This is a genomic window from Sphingomonas sp. G5 (genome assembly GCF_052660795.1).
Genome location: NZ_CP109660.1, coordinates 14,966 through 31,094 on the forward strand (window position 1 = coordinate 14,966; position 16,129 = coordinate 31,094).

General features: G+C 68.5%; 17 protein-coding genes and 1 tRNA gene. 6 read left to right on the plus strand and 12 right to left on the minus strand.

What is annotated here, in order from left to right; genetic code table 11:
• Positions 1 to 12 precede the first annotated feature (12 nt).
• From NE358_RS00085 to NE358_RS00095, 3 genes are read left to right on the plus strand one after another with little or no spacing between them, the layout of a single operon-like run.
• The gene (locus tag NE358_RS00085) at positions 13 to 807 is read left to right on the plus strand and encodes a class E sortase (protein ID WP_289940264.1); all 795 of its coding nucleotides are present in this window, start codon (positions 13 to 15) and stop codon (positions 805 to 807) included.
• Entirely contained in the window at positions 807 to 962 is a 156-nt protein-coding gene (locus NE358_RS00090; RefSeq protein ID WP_170210668.1) for a hypothetical protein, read from the plus strand. Before NE358_RS00085 ends, NE358_RS00090 begins: the two co-directional genes overlap by 1 nt.
• Positions 959 to 1,615 (plus strand): anthranilate synthase component II, encoded by a 657-nt coding sequence (locus tag NE358_RS00095; protein ID WP_289940266.1) that lies wholly within the window; start codon positions 959 to 961, stop codon positions 1,613 to 1,615. The genes NE358_RS00090 and NE358_RS00095 overlap by 4 nt, the downstream gene beginning before the upstream one ends.
• On the opposite strand, the gene pknB is transcribed toward NE358_RS00095, so the two are convergent.
• Genes pknB through NE358_RS00130 form a run of 7 tightly spaced genes read right to left on the minus strand, consistent with a single transcriptional unit; the run spans position 1,587 to position 10,521 of the window.
• Positions 1,587 to 3,287: a Stk1 family PASTA domain-containing Ser/Thr kinase gene (gene pknB / locus NE358_RS00100; protein ID WP_289940267.1), complete on the minus strand. Its 1,701-nt coding sequence runs from the start codon at positions 3,285 to 3,287 to the stop codon at positions 1,587 to 1,589. The two genes, NE358_RS00095 and pknB, sit on opposite strands and share 29 nt — an antisense overlap.
• A gap of 33 nt (positions 3,288 to 3,320) precedes the next feature.
• Positions 3,321 to 5,099, minus strand: a complete 1,779-nt coding sequence (locus tag NE358_RS00105) for a serine/threonine-protein kinase (RefSeq protein WP_289940269.1) — start codon at positions 5,097 to 5,099, stop codon at positions 3,321 to 3,323.
• The gene (locus NE358_RS00110; protein WP_103207419.1) at positions 5,096 to 6,550 is read right to left on the minus strand and encodes a peptidoglycan D,D-transpeptidase FtsI family protein; all 1,455 of its coding nucleotides are present in this window, start codon (positions 6,548 to 6,550) and stop codon (positions 5,096 to 5,098) included. The genes NE358_RS00105 and NE358_RS00110 overlap by 4 nt, the downstream gene beginning before the upstream one ends.
• Before the next feature lie 49 nt (positions 6,551 to 6,599).
• Positions 6,600 to 8,003, minus strand: a complete 1,404-nt coding sequence (locus NE358_RS00115; RefSeq protein ID WP_289940273.1) for an FtsW/RodA/SpoVE family cell cycle protein — start codon at positions 8,001 to 8,003, stop codon at positions 6,600 to 6,602.
• Positions 8,000 to 9,238, minus strand: a complete 1,239-nt coding sequence (locus NE358_RS00120; RefSeq protein WP_103207413.1) for a PP2C family protein-serine/threonine phosphatase — start codon at positions 9,236 to 9,238, stop codon at positions 8,000 to 8,002. Before NE358_RS00120 ends, NE358_RS00115 begins: the two co-directional genes overlap by 4 nt.
• Positions 9,239 to 9,247: 9 nt before the next feature.
• Positions 9,248 to 9,787, minus strand: coding sequence for an FHA domain-containing protein FhaB/FipA (locus tag NE358_RS00125; protein ID WP_103207410.1), 540 nt, complete (start codon positions 9,785 to 9,787; stop codon positions 9,248 to 9,250).
• Entirely contained in the window at positions 9,784 to 10,521 is a 738-nt protein-coding gene (locus NE358_RS00130; RefSeq protein WP_103207407.1) for an FHA domain-containing protein, read from the minus strand. Before NE358_RS00130 ends, NE358_RS00125 begins: the two co-directional genes overlap by 4 nt.
• 154 nt (positions 10,522 to 10,675) lie before the next feature.
• Here NE358_RS00130 and NE358_RS00135 point away from each other — a divergent pair.
• Positions 10,676 to 10,759, plus strand: a tRNA-Leu gene (locus NE358_RS00135).
• Between the two features lie 181 nt (positions 10,760 to 10,940).
• Here the strand turns inward: NE358_RS00135 and NE358_RS00140 are convergent.
• Both NE358_RS00140 and NE358_RS00145 read right to left on the minus strand, forming a co-directional pair.
• On the minus strand, positions 10,941 to 12,344 hold the full coding sequence (locus NE358_RS00140; protein WP_289940280.1) for a ferredoxin reductase family protein: 1,404 nt from the start codon (positions 12,342 to 12,344) through the stop codon (positions 10,941 to 10,943).
• Between the two features lie 161 nt (positions 12,345 to 12,505).
• Positions 12,506 to 13,429 (minus strand): DUF368 domain-containing protein, encoded by a 924-nt coding sequence (locus NE358_RS00145; protein ID WP_289940283.1) that lies wholly within the window; start codon positions 13,427 to 13,429, stop codon positions 12,506 to 12,508.
• A gap of 176 nt (positions 13,430 to 13,605) precedes the next feature.
• Between NE358_RS00145 and NE358_RS00150 the strand changes: the two genes are divergently transcribed.
• A complete protein-coding gene (locus tag NE358_RS00150; RefSeq protein WP_103207399.1) occupies positions 13,606 to 13,872 on the plus strand; it encodes a GlsB/YeaQ/YmgE family stress response membrane protein in 267 nt (88 codons plus the stop codon).
• A gap of 161 nt (positions 13,873 to 14,033) precedes the next feature.
• On the opposite strand, the gene NE358_RS00155 is transcribed toward NE358_RS00150, so the two are convergent.
• The 3 genes from NE358_RS00155 to NE358_RS00165 all read right to left on the minus strand — a co-directional run bounded on the left by NE358_RS00155 (position 14,034) and on the right by NE358_RS00165 (position 15,579).
• Entirely contained in the window at positions 14,034 to 14,348 is a 315-nt protein-coding gene (locus tag NE358_RS00155) for a hypothetical protein (protein ID WP_141377035.1), read from the minus strand.
• 144 nt (positions 14,349 to 14,492) lie between these two features.
• Positions 14,493 to 14,921, minus strand: a complete 429-nt coding sequence (locus NE358_RS00160) for a GNAT family N-acetyltransferase (RefSeq protein ID WP_141377032.1) — start codon at positions 14,919 to 14,921, stop codon at positions 14,493 to 14,495.
• Between the two features lie 49 nt (positions 14,922 to 14,970).
• A complete protein-coding gene (locus NE358_RS00165; protein ID WP_289940290.1) occupies positions 14,971 to 15,579 on the minus strand; it encodes a GntR family transcriptional regulator in 609 nt (202 codons plus the stop codon).
• 321 nt (positions 15,580 to 15,900) lie between these two features.
• Between NE358_RS00165 and NE358_RS00170 the strand changes: the two genes are divergently transcribed.
• On the plus strand, positions 15,901 to 16,107 hold the full coding sequence (locus NE358_RS00170; protein WP_056225145.1) for a cold-shock protein: 207 nt from the start codon (positions 15,901 to 15,903) through the stop codon (positions 16,105 to 16,107).
• The last annotated feature ends 22 nt before the right edge of the window (positions 16,108 to 16,129 follow it).

Below are 16,129 nucleotides of genomic sequence, written 5' to 3' on the forward strand. Positions count from 1 at the left end.
TAGACTGCCCCCGTGCAGACCGTCGATCAGTCGCAGACCCGTCGGGGATCACGGCGCGGGCGTGCGCCGCGTCGACGGGTGACCGTGATCGGGGTGATCGGCGACCTGCTGGTCACCGCAGGCGTTCTCGTGCTCCTTTTCGTCGTGTGGCAACTCTGGATCGGTGACGCCATCATCGGTGCCCAGTTCAAAGACCAGGGCAAAGAGCTCAGCGAGCAGTGGGACGCCGATCCGCCGCCCCCCGTTCCCTCGGCCACCACGACGTCTCCGTCCCAGCCCGCGGCCCCGCCGACGGCGGACCCGCCCGCCCTCGAGCAGCCCGGCGACGCACAACGATTCGGTGTGGTGTACATCCCGCGTCTCGGACCCGATTACCACTTCACCGTGGCGGGCGGGGTCAGCTCGTCGCGCACGCTCGACCCGATCGGCTTGGGGCATTATCCCGACACCGCGATGCCCGGGCAGGTGGGCAACTTCGCCATCGCCGGCCATCGTGGCAGTCACGGAGCCCCTTTCGCCGACCTCCCCTCGCTGCACATCGGTGACGCCATCGTCGTCGAGACCGAGGTCGGCTGGTTCACCTACCGCTTCCGCAACATCGAGTACGTGCGCCCCGACGGGGTGAACGTCCTGCTGCCCACGCCGCAGCAGCCGCAGGTCGAAGCGACGGACCGACTGATCACGATGACCACCTGCAGCCCGCGCTACGGCTTCTCGGAGCGGGCTATCGGGTACGGCGTCTTCGAGTCCTTCACCCCGCGCACCGACGCCGGTCCGCCGACATCCCTGACCTCTGGAGCATCCTGATGTACGGAGCCCTCTGGCGCGTCCTCCCCGGTCCGTGGTGGGTGCGCGTGTTGATCATCCTCGTGCTTGTCGCTGCCGTCCTGTACGGCCTCTTCTTCTACGTCTTCCCGTGGGTGAGCGACCTTGTCTATCCCCAGGAGGTCACGGTCGAGTGAGGCCCTGGCGCGTCGTCGTCGTCGACAATCGCGACAGCTTCGTCCACACCCTCGCGGGCTACCTCCGCGACCTCGGCGCCCAGACCGTTCTGTTCGACGCCGAGGAGCGCGGGCTGCCTCGGCGAGCCGTCCGCGAGGCGGATGCGATCCTCGTCTCACCGGGACCGGGACATCCCGACGACGCCGGACACTCCGTCGCTGTCGTTCACGCGGCCCTCGATGCCGGCATCCCCCTGCTCGGGGTCTGCCTCGGCCATCAGGTCATCGCGACCGCCTTCGGCGCGCGGGTGGGGCACGCGCCGGAACTGCTGCACGGGATCACGAGCGTGATCCGACACGACGGGGAGGGAGTCTTCGCCGATCTCCCCGGCCCCTTCGTCGCCACGAGATACCACTCCCTCGCGGTCGAACCGGATTCCCTCCCGGCCGAACTCCAGATCACGGCGCAGACGGACAGCGGTGTGGTGATGGGTATACGTCACAGGACAGCACCGCTCGAAGGTGTGCAGTTCCATCCCGAAAGCGTGCTCACCGAGGGGGGTCACCTGCTGCTCGGCCGCTGGCTCGAGAACTCCGGCTTGACCGGGGCCGCCGCGCGCGGCTCCGTCCTTCATCCCCGCGGGGTCAGGAGCCCGAGCACACCGTCAGCGTGATCTCGCTGTGCACGGGAACCTCGCCCGGGGCCAGAGACTGCGTCTTGACCGTCTGGGGCGTCGCCGCCTTGCATCCGGGATCCTGCTGCTTCGTGACCGTCAGTTGCTTCGAGTCGGACTCCAGCTCGCGTTGCGCAGCGTCGACCGTGTACCCGGTGTAGTCCACGATGACGACCTGACCGCTGGCCACCACGAGGTTGACCGTCGTGCCCTTGGCGACCTCGGAGCCGGATTCGACGCTCGACGAGATGATCGTGCCCGCGGCCAGTGCGGGGTTGTCCTGGCGTCGGATCGAACCGACCGACAGCCCGGCTTTCTGCAGCGACGTGCGCGCCTCACTCTCGGTGATCCCGTCGAGCATCGGTACCGTCGCCGTGTCGGGACCGGTGGAGACGTAGACGGTGATCCGCTGTCCCGCGGTGACGTTCGTTCCCGCCTCGGGGACCGTGCTCACGACGTTTCCGGCGGCGATCTTCTCGTCGGACTCGTTCACACGGCTGGTGGTGAGCTGTTGCGCCTCGAGCGTTTCGACGGCACGGTCGTACGACATGTCGACCACATTCGGCACCGTGTAGGCACTGGTGGGGACGTCGTTGCTCGGTTGGATCTGCATGACCCAGATGAGCACCGCCACCAGAAGCACCGCGAGAACGGTGACGCCCGCCCAGATCCACGCCACGGGAGGACCGGGCTGGGTGCGGCGCATCGTCGTGTCGGTGCTGAGCTGACGCAACGAGCGGGCGGTCTCGGCCGCTTGACGTGGATTGGGCCCGTACAGCTCGTTCGACAGCGCCGACATCTGGCGTTTCGTCGGGCCCTTCCCGTCGATCGTCTCGTCGAGAGCTTCGCGGAAGCTCGCGGCGTCCTGCGGGCGCTGGAACGGATCTTTCGCCAGGGCGCGCAGCACGATGGCATCCAGAGCCCGAGGGACCGTTTCGACGATCTCACTGGGCGGGACCGGCGCCTCGCTGACGTGCTGGTAGGCCACGGCCACCGGCGTCTCGCCGCGGAACGGGGTGCGTCCCGTGAGGAGCTCGTAGAGCACGACGCCTGTCGAGTACAGGTCGGCGCGCGCATCGACGGATTCGCCCTTGGCCTGCTCGGGCGAGAAGTAGGCGGCGGTCCCGACGATCGCGGTGGTCTCGGCGACCGTCGACGACGAGTCGGAGACCGCGCGGGCGATCCCGAAGTCCATGACCTTGACGCGACCGGAGTCGGTGATCATGACGTTGCCCGGCTTGATGTCCCGGTGGACGACGCCGGCGCGATGAGAGTATTCGAGAGCCTCGAGGATGCCGTCGACGTACCGCAGCGCGTCGTCGGTGGGGACGGGGCCGGCGGCGATGACGTCTTTGAGCAGGCGCCCGTGCACGAGCTCCATGACGATGTACGGCACGGGACGCTCGTGGCCGTCTGCGCCGGTCTCGACGTCTTCGCCCGCGTCGAATACCCGCACGATCGTCGGGTGCGCCATGCGCGAGGCCGCCTGCGCCTCGAGGCGGAAGCGCGTGCGGAACGCCGCATCACCGGCCAGGTCGGCCTTCAGGACCTTGATCGCGACCGTGCGGCCGAGCGTCTGGTCGTACCCGCGATAGACGCTGGCCATGCCGCCGCGACCGATGAGGTCGTCGACGCGGTAGCGCCCGGAAAGGACGCGCGTCTCAGTGGTCACGGGTGGAGCTCCTGGCGTGGGGGGACGGGGGGATCAGGGCTTGACGGTCGGAACGGCCGCGGGGCTGGCCGACGGCGATGCCGAGCTGCCGCCCGAGATCGTCGCCGAGGCCTCACCCGACGGACCGGCCGTCCGGTCACCGGCGCCCGAGCAGCTGACGGTGTACGTCACGCGCAGGGTCTGACCGGGGGCGTTGCTGACCGTCAGCTTCGCGTTCCGCGCGTCCGGCGCGAACGACGCGGTCGACTGACCGTTGGTGTCGAAGGTGCCGTTGGTCGCGGTGAAGTTGTACGACGTGACCGACCCGGTGCCCGAGGGGCAGGAGTACTGCTGCCACGAGACCTGGATGTCGCTCCCGGCCGTCACCGAGGTTCCAGGGAGGGTCGGGGTGCCGGGGGTGGAGAGGGGCGTCTCGTCGCCGTAGACCGTGACCTCGATGTTGGTGCCCTGCGGGTTGCGCCCGGTGGGGTCGACCACGTAGATCTTTCCCACCTGATCGGCGCTCGCTGCGGCGTTGCCGGTGGCGCAGGTGGCACCGAGGTTCGCGTCACGCAGGAGCTCGCGGGCCTCGTCGCAGGTCTTGCCGATGAGGTTCAGCGCGTCGACGTCGACGAGAGTGTTCGAGGGCGACGGGGCAGGCGAGGGCGACGACGGCCGAGGTGCCGGGGTCGAGGACGAGGCCGAGGGGCTCGCCGGAACGGCATCCGGTTCACCCTGGTTCGACAGCAGCGTGACGAGTGTGCCGATCAGAACGAGCGCGAGCAGCGCGATGAGCGCGATCAACGGCCACGTCCAGGGGCTGCGCTTCTTCTTCTGCGGTGCGGGGTCTTCTTCTCGGTGCTCCTCGCTGAGAAGCGACGTCGCGGCTGCGGAGGCAGGCATGAGGCGTGTCGTGGCGGACGTCTGTCCGCCGGCCGTGAGCAGCTGCGTCGCGTCGTCGACGAGGGCCGCACCGCCCGCGATCGCCGGTACGGCGGCCGCCGCAGCGGCGAGGTCGCCCCGACGCAGGGCCATGGCAGCGCGCGAGACGGCAGCGGAGGAGGCCGGTCGGTCATCGGGCTTCTTGGCGATCATCGCCATCACGAGGTTCTGCACCGGCGGCGCGACGGTGGGCGGGAGCGGAGCGGGCTGCTCGTTGATCTGCGCCATCGCGATCGCGACCTGCGACTCGCCCGTGAAGGGGCGCTTTCCGGCGAGGCACTCGTAGGCGACGATTCCGAGCGAGTACGTGTCGGTGGCCGGCGACGCCGGGTGACCGGACGCCTGCTCGGGCGAGAGGTACTGCACCGTGCCCATGACCTGGCCGGTCGCGGTGAGCGGCACCTGATCGGCGATGCGCGCGATGCCGAAGTCGGTGATCTTCACGCGACCGTCGGGCGTGATCAGCAGGTTGCCCGGCTTGATGTCGCGGTGGACGAGGCCCGCCGCGTGCGCGGCCTGGAGGGCGGCGGCCGTCTGGGCGACGATGTCGAGAGTCTTGTCGGTCGAGAGAGAGCCGTCGCGCTCGAGGATCGTCGACAGGGCTTCGCCCGGGACGAGTTCCATCACGAGGAAGGCGCTGCCGTCTTCTTCGCCGTAGTCGAACACGCTGGCGATGCCTTCGTGGTTGACGAGGGCAGCGTGGCGGGCCTCGGCACGGAAGCGCTCGAGGAAGCCCGGGTCGCCCATGTACTCGTCTTTGAGGATCTTGATCGCGACGGTACGTCCGATGACGTGATCCGTCGCCTCCCAGACCTCGCCCATACCGCCGATCGCGATCCGCGAATCGAGCTCGTAGCGTCCTCCGAAGGTCACACCTTGCGTCGGTCTCATTTACCCAGCACCGCCTCCATGACCTTCTTCGCTATCGGGGCGGCGATCTCGTTGCCGCTCCCGTTCTGCCCCTGGCCACCACCGTTTTCGACGACCACGGCGACGGCGACCTTGGGGTCTTCCGCCGGTGCGAAGCCGGTGAACCAGAGAGTGTAGGGACGGGAATCGTTCTCCGCCGTGCCGGTCTTACCCGCCACTGCGACCCCGTCTATTCTTGCATTCGATGCTGCGCCGTCCTGGACGTTCGCCGTCATCATGGTGACCATCTGCGAGGCGATCGATGGCTCGAGAGCCCGCCCGAATTCGCTGCTGCTCGCCTCGTCTTTGACCGACAGGTTCGGCTCGATCACGCGGTCGACCATGCGCGGGTTCATGACGACGCCGCCGTTCGCGATGCCGGCCGAGACCATCGCCATCTGCAGGGGGGTGGCGCGCACGTCGCCCTGGCCGAAGCCGCTGAGCGCGGTCTGCGGGGCGTTCGGCGAGGTCGGGTAGGTGGAGGGGGTCGACTCGAGCGGCATGCTGAACGATTTGTTGAAGCCGTACTTCTCCGCCTCGGCGCGGATGGCGTCGTCGCCGAGCTCGACGGCGAGCTCGGCCATCGGGATGTTGCAGCTCAGGCGCAGCGCGGTCGCGATCGTGACGGTGTCGCCCCCGCCGCAGGTGCCGCCGCCGGCGTTGCTGACGACGTTCGTCGACTGCGGCAGGGTGTACGCGGCGAGGTTGGGGAACGCGGAATCGGGTGTGTAACGACCGGATGCCAGGGCGGCCGACGCCACGACGAGCTTGAAGGTCGAGCCCGGGGGGTTGAGGTTGCCCGCGATGGCGCGGTTGTCCATCGGCTTCGACGGGTCGGCCACGAGCTGGTCGTATGCCGCGTTGACGGCGTCGGTGTCGTGCGAGGCGAGCGTGTTGGTGTCGTAGCTGGGCGTCGAGACCATCGCCAGGATGCGGCCGGTCGAGGGCTCGATCGCGACGACGGCACCCTGGAGGTCGCCCATGGCGTCCCAGGCGGCCTTCTGCACGGTCGGATCGAGCGAGAGCTCGACGTTCGATCCGCGCGGAGCCTGACCGGTGATGGCCCGGTCGATGCGCGAGAAGAACTGGTTCGAATCGGAGCCGCTGAGCACACTGTTCTCCGCCGACTCGATCTGGGTCTTGCTGTCGAGCACGGGGTTCATGTAGCCCGTCACGGGCGCCCACATCGCGGCATCCGTGTACTGACGCTGCCAGCTGTACACGTCGTCCGAGGGAACCGAGGAGGCGATCGCGGTGCCGCCGGCGATGATCGATCCCCGCTGGATCTGGTACGAGTCGTACAGCGCGCGGGTGTTGCCCGTGGTGTTGGTCAACGAACTGGCCTGGGCGACCTGGATGATGCTCGTCGAAGCGAACAGGGCCAGGAACATCGCCAGCATGACGATGCTGAGGCGTCGGAGCTCTTTGGTCACGGTGCCTCCTCCATGATCGGGGCGTCGACGGGAGCGGACGGGCGGGTCATCAGCCGATCACCACCCGGGGGCGGCTGCGAACCGCGTCGGAGATGCGCAGCAGGAACGCCACGATGATCCAGTTCGCGATCAGCGAGGATCCGCCGGCCGCGAGGAACGGTGTCGTGAGTCCGGTCAGCGGGATCACACGGGTGACGCCGCCGACCATGATGAACACCTGCAAGGCGATCGTGAACGAGAAACCCGTCGCGAGCAGCTTGCCGAAGTCGTCCTGACCGGCCAGACCGATGCGGATGCCGCGGCTGGTGAACACCATGTAGAGCGCGAGGATCGCGAACAGGCCCACCAGGCCCAGCTCCTCGCCGAGACTCGGCACGATGTAGTCGCTCTGGGAGAGGGGCGTGATGTAGGGCCGGCCCTGGCCGAGACCGGTGCCGAACAGTCCGCCGTGCGCGAGGCCGAAGATGCCCTGCACGAGCTGGTAGCTGCCCCCGTCGCGGTTGATGACCTCGGGGTCGAAGGCGCTCAGCCAGTTGGCGAAGCGGCCGTTGACGTAGGGGAGGACTCGGGATGCCAGGAAGGCACCGACTCCGACCAGGATCAGACCGATCAGCACCCAGCTCGTCTTGCCGGTCGCGACGTACAGCATCGCGACGAACATGCCGAAGATGAGCAGGCCTGTACCGAGGTCGCGCTGGAGCACGATGATGCCGAGCGAGACGAGCCAGATGATCAGCACCGGGCCGAGTTCGCGTGCGCGCGGCCAGGTCATGAAGAGGAAGCGCGTTCCGGTCGAGGTGAGGCTCTCCCGTGTGCGCACGAGGTACCCGGCGAAGAAGACGGCCAGGCAGATCTTGGCGAGCTCGCCCGGCTGGAACGACACGAACCCGAGGGACACCCACACGTCGGCGTTCTGGTCGGTACCGAGGCCCGGCACGAACGGCAGCAGGAGGAGCAGGATGCCGACGAGGCCGAAGAGGTAGGTGTACCGGAAGAGCACGCGGTAGTTGCGCAGGAAGATCAGCACGGCGAGGGCCGCGAGCATCGCGAGGGCCGCCCAGGCGATCTGGCGGTTGCCCGTGGCATCCCATCCGCTCGCTTTCTCGGCCAGGTCGATGCGGTAGATCATCGCGATACCGAGACCCGTGAGGACGGTGGCGATGGGCAGCACGAAGGGGTCGGCGTCTCGGGCGCGCAGGCGCAGCACCACGTGCATGACGAGCGCGAGAACGGCCGGGATCGCCGCGATGCTGATGTAGCCGGTCTCGACGGTGTTGTTCACCCCGAGCTGGACGAGCACGACGGCTCCGCCGTAGACGACGATCGCGAACAGGAGCAGACCGAGCTCGCGATTGCGCTGCTTGGCGGGGACGCGGATCTTCTTGAGCGCGCGCATGACGGCCGTGTCGGTGGACACGGCGTCGCCCGGACGGGTGAGCTTTTGGTCGGTCATCCGCTTCCCTCCGCTGCGGGACGCAAGCGTTCGACGATCTTCTCCGCGTCGTTCAGTGACGGGGCGGAGATGGTGGCCTGAACGGTCTGCCGATCGAAGTCGGACAGCTGGTTCAGGGGGATGTTCGTATCTTGGTAGACCGTCGACAGCGAGATCGGGCCGATGGACTGCTGGATGCCGCGGTAGATCACCACGGAGTCGCTGTCGGCGCCGACGTAGTAGAGCGTCTGGGTCCAGGTGTATCCGGCGAACAGGCCGAGGCCGATCGCGGCGAGCACCACGATCAACGCGGCGAGCCAGCCGAAGCGGCGACGGCGGGCGCGACGGCGGTCTTCTTCGATCAACTCCTCGAGGAACTCGGCCGCCGGCTCGAAGTGCGTGGGTTCGTTCGCGACCTGACGGGCGTGGTGGAGCCAGCCGGAGCGACCGGGACGCGCGGCGGGGACCACCACGCCGCTGGGGTTCGAGGCGGAGCCGACGATCGTCGGGGTTCCGATGAAGACCGGGTGCTGGCCACCGACGTCGACGAGGACGACGGTGACGTTGTCGGGTGCGCCGCCGTCGAGTGCCTGCTTGAGCAGAGCGTCGGCGGTACGGGCCGGGGGCATGCCGAGAGCGAGCGTCTTCGCGGTGTGCGCGTCGTCGACGACACCCGAGAGGCCGTCGGAGCAGAGCAGCCAGCGGTCGCCGTCCTGCGTCGGCATGATGAAGCTGTCGATCTCGGGGTCGGGATCCATGTCACCGAGCACCCGCATCAGGACCGAGCGACGGGGGTGGTACCGCGCCTCTTCGGGCGTGATGCGACCCGAGTCGACCAGGCGCTGCACGAAGGTGTGATCGGCGGTGATCTGCGTGAGAGTGTCGTCGCGATACAGGTAGATGCGCGAGTCGCCGATATGGCCGATGACGGCGTAGTCGTCGACCATGACCAGAGCGCTCACCGTGGTGCCCATACCGGCCAGCTCGGGGCGCCGCGCCACGGTGTCGATGAGCTCCGCGGCCGTGTCGGCGAGGGAATCGCGGATGGCGTGCTCGGCCTGGGCGGGCGACTCGAACGGCTGGTCGAGCTCGGTCAGACGGCCGATCGCCAGGCTCGAGGCGACGTCACCGCCCGCGTGACCGCCCATGCCGTCGGCGACCACGAAGAGGTTGGACCCGGCATAGCCGGAATCCTGGTTGTTGGAGCGCACCTTGCCCGTGTGGGAGATGGCGGCGCTCGAGCCCTGGAAGACCATGGGGGAGGGTTACTTCCTCAACTCGAACGTCGTGGCGCCGACCTTGATGGGAGCACCGACCTTGACCTGGACCGGTGCCGCCACGCGGACGCCGTCGTGCGAGGTGCCGTTCGTGGAATCGAGGTCCTGCAGCATCCACTGCTCGCCCCACAGCACGAGACGCGCGTGGTGGCTCGAGGTGTAGTCGTCGCGGATGACGAGACCCGACTCACTGGAACGGCCGATCGTCAGCGGCTCGGTGCCCAGCGGCAGCTCAAGGCCGGCCTTGGGGCCGCTCGTGATGACGATGCGCGAGACCGCGTCCGTGGTCGCGAGACCCCCGGCGGGTGCCGGGACGGGCGCCGCGGGGCGCTTGACCTGCGTGGTCACCGCGTCGGGCGAGGAGGTGGGCGCGGCCGCCGCCGGGGAAGCGGATGCCGAGGGCTCGGGGAGCTTGCGCACCTTCACGCCGAAGAGGTCGGCGCGCAGCGAGTACACGACGCCGAACACGAAGAACCACAGCAGGACGAGGAAGCCGCCCTGCAGAAGAAGGAGAGTCAACTGACTCATGAGAGGGGGCCCCGTTCCCGGACATCGAAGATGCTCGTGGCGTCGGACGCGGAAGAGCGTCGCGGCGGCTGCGCCTGGGCGACGACACGGAACACGATAGTGGTGCGGCCGATCGAGATCGTCGAGTCGGGCGGAAGAGCAGCCTCGGAGACCTTACGCCCGTTGAGTGTCGTGCCGTTGGTGGAACCGAGGTCGCGCACCATGGCGCGCTCGCCGTCCCACAGGATCTCGACGTGCTTACGGCTCGTCCCGGCATCGGGGATCGTGATGTCGGCGTCGCTGCCGCGGCCGATCACCGTGCGGGCGGAGGTCAGCGGGTGACGGGTGCCGTCGATGTCGACGACTCCGCGCCAGGCGACCTGGCCCTCGGTGGTCTGCGAGTCCACGCGCAGCGTGCCCGTGGACAGGGAGCCGTCGCGCTCGATCGAGATGGCGACGGGGCCGGCGAACGAGTAGCCCTGTGTGCGGGCGTGCTTCTTCACCAGGGTGTCGAGCTCGGTGACCAGGGTCGAACCGAGCGCGCTCATCTTCTCGTCGTCGGCGGGTGAGAGGCGCACCACGAAGGTGTTCGGCGCGAGGATGCGCTCACGCGTGACGACCACGGCCTTCTTGTCGAGCTCGCTCCGCAGAGCGGACGCGATCTCCACCGGCTGGATGCCACTGCGGAAGGTCTTCGCGAACGCACCGTTGACGGCGCGTTCGAGACCCTTCTCGAAACTGTCGAGTAGCCCCACGAGACTCCTTCAGGCAGGCAGACCAGTAGGCACATCGTAGTCAGCACGGCTGGGGAGGTCATGGACGCGGGCTTCGAGCACCGCGTTTCGTGACCTGGTGGCGGCCGTGATATTCTCGGGAAGTTGATTGCGTGGCATCCACGATGCCGCGCACGCGCGAGTGGCGGAATAGGTAGACGCGCTGGCTTCAGGTGCCAGTGCCCGCAAGGGCGTGGGGGTTCAAGTCCCCCCTCGCGCACACGACACTGAAGGGCCCCGGGTTTCCCCCGGGGCCCTTCGTCGTCGAATCAGGATCGGGTGGCGGCCCCCGAGCGAGGCGCCACGCCGTCTCGAGACATCACGGCGTGTTCACGGTCACCTCCGGCGAGTGAACGGCGGATGATCACGAGCCGATCGACCGGGCCGAGAAGTGTCGGACATCACGGGGTGGGTGCTCGTCGTCGACGGAGCGATCTCGATCGACGAGGAACGCGAGGCCCCACGGCGTCGAACCTCTCGACGTGGATCCGTCGGTCGGGGAGGCCCTCGGCCCTCGCATCCCGGACGACCAGGTCGGTCCACTCCGCAGGACCGCACACGAAGAGGTCCGAGTCGAGCAGGTCGGGCAGAACGGACGAGATCGTCGCTCCGCGCGCAATCGCGTCGGCCGACATCCACGACACCACCTCGGCGGGTCGCCTCCCGATCATCTCGACGACGTCGCCGCCGCTGTTCTGGACCAGGGTCTTTGCCTCGTCCCAGAGGAAGGTCTTCGAGCGTTCTGTCGCGCGCAGGACGACGGTGGCCTCCCCCGGGCGCAGTCCGCTGTCCTCGAGCAGAGCCCGCACCGGGGTGATGCCGATGCCGGCCGAGACGATCGCGAGGCGCGGGGCGGTGCGCGCGGCATCCGTGAACATCCCGTAGGGGCCCGCGAAGGAGACCTTCGTTCCGGGCCGCAGTCGACGCAGACGCTCCGTTCCGGTGCCGAGCGTGCGCACGGTCAGGCGGGCATCCGTGTCGGTCGGCACGGCGGAGAACGAGATCGGATGCGCGTGCCACCACGTGCCGCGACTCCAGAAGCGCCAGATCGCGTACTGCCCACCGCGCACCCCGAGTCGTGACAGGTCGCGTCCGCGGAGATGGATCGTGAAGACGTCTGGACCGAGCGGGTCGACACGGGCGACGCGCAGCTCATGCTCCTGCGTGGCGAGTAGCGGCGCGGCGAACCGGAACCAGGCGATCGAGCCGAACGCCACGACGTAGAGGGAGATCCAGTAGAACGTCTGCGGCGTGCTGCCGGAGAGGACCTGCCCGGCCGAGAGCTGATGCGGCACCGCCACCAGAACGGCCGCGTAGCTGATGAGGTGGATCGCGTGCCAGGCCTCGTAGGCGAGGCGACGACGCACGATGACGAGAGAGGTCACGACGATGAGTACCAGGAGGCAGCTTCCGAGCAGCGCCAGGAGCATGTCGGCCCCGGAATACAGCGACAGCGTCTGATGCCAGAGCGACAGACCGTCGCGAAGGGAGTAGCCCACCGTGAGCAGGGCGCCGTGGCCCAGGACGAGGTACACCGCGGGCTTGCCGAGGCGGCGGTGCACCCTCATCGCGGCGTCCTGACCGAACGTCCGATCCACCCAGGGGACGCGGGCGGCGAGCACGAGCATGAGCAGGAGCAGGTCGGTGCCGACGAGGCCGGTCACGATCCCCGCGGCCGTCACCGCCCCGGCGAGATCGGTGAGCTGTGCCGGTCGCCCGGACCCCAGGAACAGCATCACGGCGGCGACGACCGAGACCCAGCAAGCGGCGATCAGGGCGATCTCGGCACGCTCTCGTCGGCGCACGGACCGGTCGCGGTCGCGTTGCGTCCTACCCGGAGGTGCCGAAGGCGGGGAACCATCCGGTCGGATCGTGCTGCTCACGGGGACGTCCTCCGGTCGGGTCGGGCGCGCCGGCCTTCGACCAGTCTCCCACCGCGCGTGCGGACGGGCGCGGGATGGGGACGTTACGCCGCGCCGCGACCGCGCGCCATCCGCGCCTGCGTCGCCACCACCATGAGCACGGCGGCCACCCCGCCTGCCGCGAGGAGCGCGAGCGTGCCCGCGTCGTCGCCGGGGGCGGACGCCTGACCGAACTCGTCCTGCCATGGCCAGAGCGCGCGGAGGGAGCCGAGCATGAGACCGGTCATCATCGCGAGCATGAGCGAGTGGAATTGACGCAGCATCACGCGCAGCAGATTCACGAAGAGACTGAGCCCCACGACAGCGCCGAGCGCGAAAGCCGCGATGTACGGCAGATCGCGCTCGTTGAGGGCGACGAGCGTGGTCTCGTACAGCCCGAACACCAGCAGCAGGAAGGCACCCGACAGCCCGGGCAGCACGAGCGCGCAGACCGCGACCGACGCGGCGAGGGCGACGATCACCAGCGGCGGCTCGGCCATCGTCGCCGTCGGCAGACCGGTCAGGACGAATGCGGCGAACGCTGCGACGAGTGCGATCAGTCCGAGGCGCCACGTCCACCCCCGGCCGAGCATGCGCACGGGAATGAGGAGGGATGCCGCGATCATGCCACCGAACACGGCTCGCGTCTCGGACGGATACGCCTTCACCAACGGCGCCAGAACCTGGGCCCCGACGATCACGGCGATGACCATTCCGACCAGCACGGGGGCGACGACGCTCCATCGCACGGCCCGGAAGTGTGCGGCGCTGCGCGCGAATCCTCGGCCGCGGACGACGTCGGTGCTCGCCACGATTCCGCGCACGACGTGGCTGGCGGCGTCGATGAGCGTGGCGTACACCCCCACGATGAGGGCGACAGTGCCGCCGCTGACCCCGGGGATGACTTCCACCACCCCGATGAGCGTGCCGCGCACGAGGTTTCCCAGGGGGCGCAGCGGCGAACGGCGGTCGGCAAAGGTGTCGGCCATTCGATCCACGCTAGGCGAGCCGGCCGGGGAACGCCATTCGCGCGGACGCGCGACCCCACCAGAAATGCGCGCCTTATGCAACCCACCCCGCAGAACTCGTTCCTGAGAGGAAGCTGTATGTAACGAGAGTCCCGCCTCGAGCGGGCATCGGTTCACACTCGCGAAAGGAACACATCATGGGATTCTTCGGATTTCTCCTCCTCGGCCTCATCGCCGGCGCCATCGCCAAGCTGATCCTCCCCGGTAAGCAGGGTGGCGGCTGGCTCATCACGCTGGTGCTCGGCGTCGTCGGCGCTCTGCTCGGCGGCTTCCTGGGAACCGCGATCTTCGGTGTCGACCTCGGCGGTTTCTTCGAGCTGCGCACCTGGCTGCTCGCCATCGGCGGTTCGATCATCGTTCTGCTCATCTACGGCCTGATCGTGGGTCGTCGCGCCGCGCGCTGACCTCGCAACGAAAGGCCCGGGGCGATTGGACCGCGCCCCGGGCCTTTTCACGTCTTCCCTCGTCCACCCGCTTTACTGGGCGGGATGCCGAAACACCGCCGCCTCCCCTTCCTCCTCGCTCTCGCCGGGGGATCGGTGGGGGCTGACCCGGAATTGACGCCTCAGGCCATCCGGGAGTTGTGGACGGCTACCGAGATCGCGTACGGCGCGAGGAAGGTCAGGGCGAAGAACGATCCCGCGAGTCCCGCAGCGATCCAGGGCTCCGTCTCGATGGAGCCCGCCGTCATGCCGACCCCGAACATCGCGAGGCCGGTGCCGGACGCGCGGGCAGCGACGGCGCGCGCCGGGGCCTTGCGCGGATTCGCCCACAGCGACAGGCGCTCGTCGGGGTAAGCACGCAGCGTCAGCCGGATCGACCAGAACCACAGGATCGCGCCGACGACGACGGGGATGCTCCATGCCCATTCGCCCGCCATCCTCACAGCCCAACACAGGCGGAGCGAGAGGTCAACGTCCGCTGCCCGCCGCGCGGGGCCGCCCCCCATCTCCGACCCCGCCCGCGCGCAGCGGCGGAGTCTTCTCGCGCCGTGGGATCAGTCCGGCGCTCATGGGACTCGGCCTCACTCCAGCGTCGGCGGCAGCACGTAGACCACGTCGTCGCCGTCGCGCTCGTGCTCGACGAAACCGATGCGGGCCAGGATCGCATGCGAGGGCTGATCGTCGGCGGAGACGCACGCGTAGAGGGGGCGCTCGGCCTCCTGCGAGGTGAGCAGCCGCAGCGCTTCGGTCGGGGCGTCCTCGTGCGCCGAGGGTGAGACGGCGAGCAGGATCTCGCGGTCACCGTTGACCTCGAGAGCCGCGGCCACCCCGACGACGGTGTCGTCCTCGACGATCGCGCGCGCGTCGACCTTCTCGTCGGCGGTCCATCGGTCGAAGGCGTCGCGGTCGTCGAACGTGGCGCGCGGCCACGCCGAGGTACTGGCCGACACCGCCTGGAAAGCGGCATCCTGATCGTCGTGTCGAAGCTCGCGCAACTCGATGTGGGGCATGACGTCACGCTAACCGGAGCTCGCCGGACGAGTCCCGACTCTTGTGCGCTCAGGCGAAACCGTGCAGGGCCAGGAAGGTCCAGGTGGCGCCGTTGGTGTCGCGACGCCCGATCTGGTCGTGGAGATGGCGGAAGAGCGTCGCGCGAGTGCTGTCGGTCACGCTCGTCCACCCCTCGAGGTTGCGGCGTAGAACAAGGTCGATCTGCACGAAGGTCTTCTGAAAGACGACATTGCGCGAAACGGCCACGAGGTGCGAGGCCAACGCCATGATCGCGAGAACGTAGTCGTTCGAAGAATTGGCGGAATGCATCTGTTCGACGATGCGTGCGGTTTCAGCGAGTTCTTCGTCGGTACAACGCGGGAGAGCGACGTGCATGACAGCCGCGATGGTGTGCGCGGCGTACTCGCGCATGTCGTTGCGGGCGCGGTCGGTGAGGGCCGCGACCCGGGTGTACCGGTTGGCCGCAACCTCGACGAGTCCGATGCGCTCCAACCTCTGGAGCGCTTCGCGCACGGGGGTACGGGAAATACCCATGAGCGTCGCCAATTCGACGTCGCGCAACCGATCGCCGGCTTGGAGCCGACCGTCGACGATTGCCTCGCCGAGGGCCCGGTAGGCCTCGTCGACGAGGGCGGAAGCGCGCCGACGACTATCCATCAGCCGGATTTTAGGGCCTTCGATTACCACAGCACATGGACAGAACTTGCTGATTCTTCGTTTTCGTGTCGCGCGCAGGCCTCCGCGCCGGTAAAGTGATCGCCGTCACGCCTCGCGTGACATATCCGGGGGGATCCGTCGACGCCCGGGCTTTGAGCCTTGCTCAGCCCGGGCGTCGTATGGGCTCAAGGGCGTACACCCCCTTCTTTCGCGCTCGCAACGTTTATGTCACGGACCCGTGCGCGACAAGACCTCGGCCGTTACCGTGGTGGCACAGACCGGCGCGCTCGGCGCCGGCTCAAGCGGAAAACGGCAGAACGAATGAGCACGCAGGGCACGGTCAAGTGGTTCAACTCCGAGAAGGGCTTCGGCTTCATCGCCCCCGATGACGGCAGCCAGGACGTCTTCGCGCACTACAGCGCGATCCAGTCGGGCGGCTACCGCTCGCTCGAGGAGAACCAGCGCGTCGAGTTCGAGGTCGCCCAGGGCCCCAAGGGCCTGCAGGCGGAGAACATCCGCCCCCTCTGATCCTCCATCCGGCCTCGGTCGG

Excerpts from the sequence above, each read along its gene's own strand:
- NE358_RS00160 (WP_141377032.1), bottom strand. The coding sequence starts at position 14,921 with ATGCCCCACATCGAGTTGCGCGAGCTTCGACACGACGATCAGGATGCC.
- NE358_RS00105 (WP_289940269.1), bottom strand. The coding sequence starts at position 5,099 with ATGAGACCGACGCAAGGTGTGACCTTCGGAGGACGCTACGAGCTCGAT.
- NE358_RS00145 (WP_289940283.1), bottom strand. The coding sequence starts at position 13,429 with ATGGCCGACACCTTTGCCGACCGCCGTTCGCCGCTGCGCCCCCTGGGA.
- NE358_RS00090 (WP_170210668.1), top strand. The coding sequence starts at position 807 with ATGTACGGAGCCCTCTGGCGCGTCCTCCCCGGTCCGTGGTGGGTGCGC.
- NE358_RS00150 (WP_103207399.1), top strand. The coding sequence starts at position 13,606 with ATGGGATTCTTCGGATTTCTCCTCCTCGGCCTCATCGCCGGCGCCATC.
- NE358_RS00170 (WP_056225145.1), top strand. The coding sequence starts at position 15,901 with ATGAGCACGCAGGGCACGGTCAAGTGGTTCAACTCCGAGAAGGGCTTC.
- NE358_RS00125 (WP_103207410.1), bottom strand. The coding sequence starts at position 9,787 with ATGAGTCAGTTGACTCTCCTTCTTCTGCAGGGCGGCTTCCTCGTCCTG.
- NE358_RS00115 (WP_289940273.1), bottom strand. The coding sequence starts at position 8,003 with ATGACCGACCAAAAGCTCACCCGTCCGGGCGACGCCGTGTCCACCGAC.
- NE358_RS00165 (WP_289940290.1), bottom strand. The coding sequence starts at position 15,579 with ATGGATAGTCGTCGGCGCGCTTCCGCCCTCGTCGACGAGGCCTACCGG.
- NE358_RS00155 (WP_141377035.1), bottom strand. The coding sequence starts at position 14,348 with ATGGCGGGCGAATGGGCATGGAGCATCCCCGTCGTCGTCGGCGCGATC.
- NE358_RS00120 (WP_103207413.1), bottom strand. The coding sequence starts at position 9,238 with ATGGTCTTCCAGGGCTCGAGCGCCGCCATCTCCCACACGGGCAAGGTG.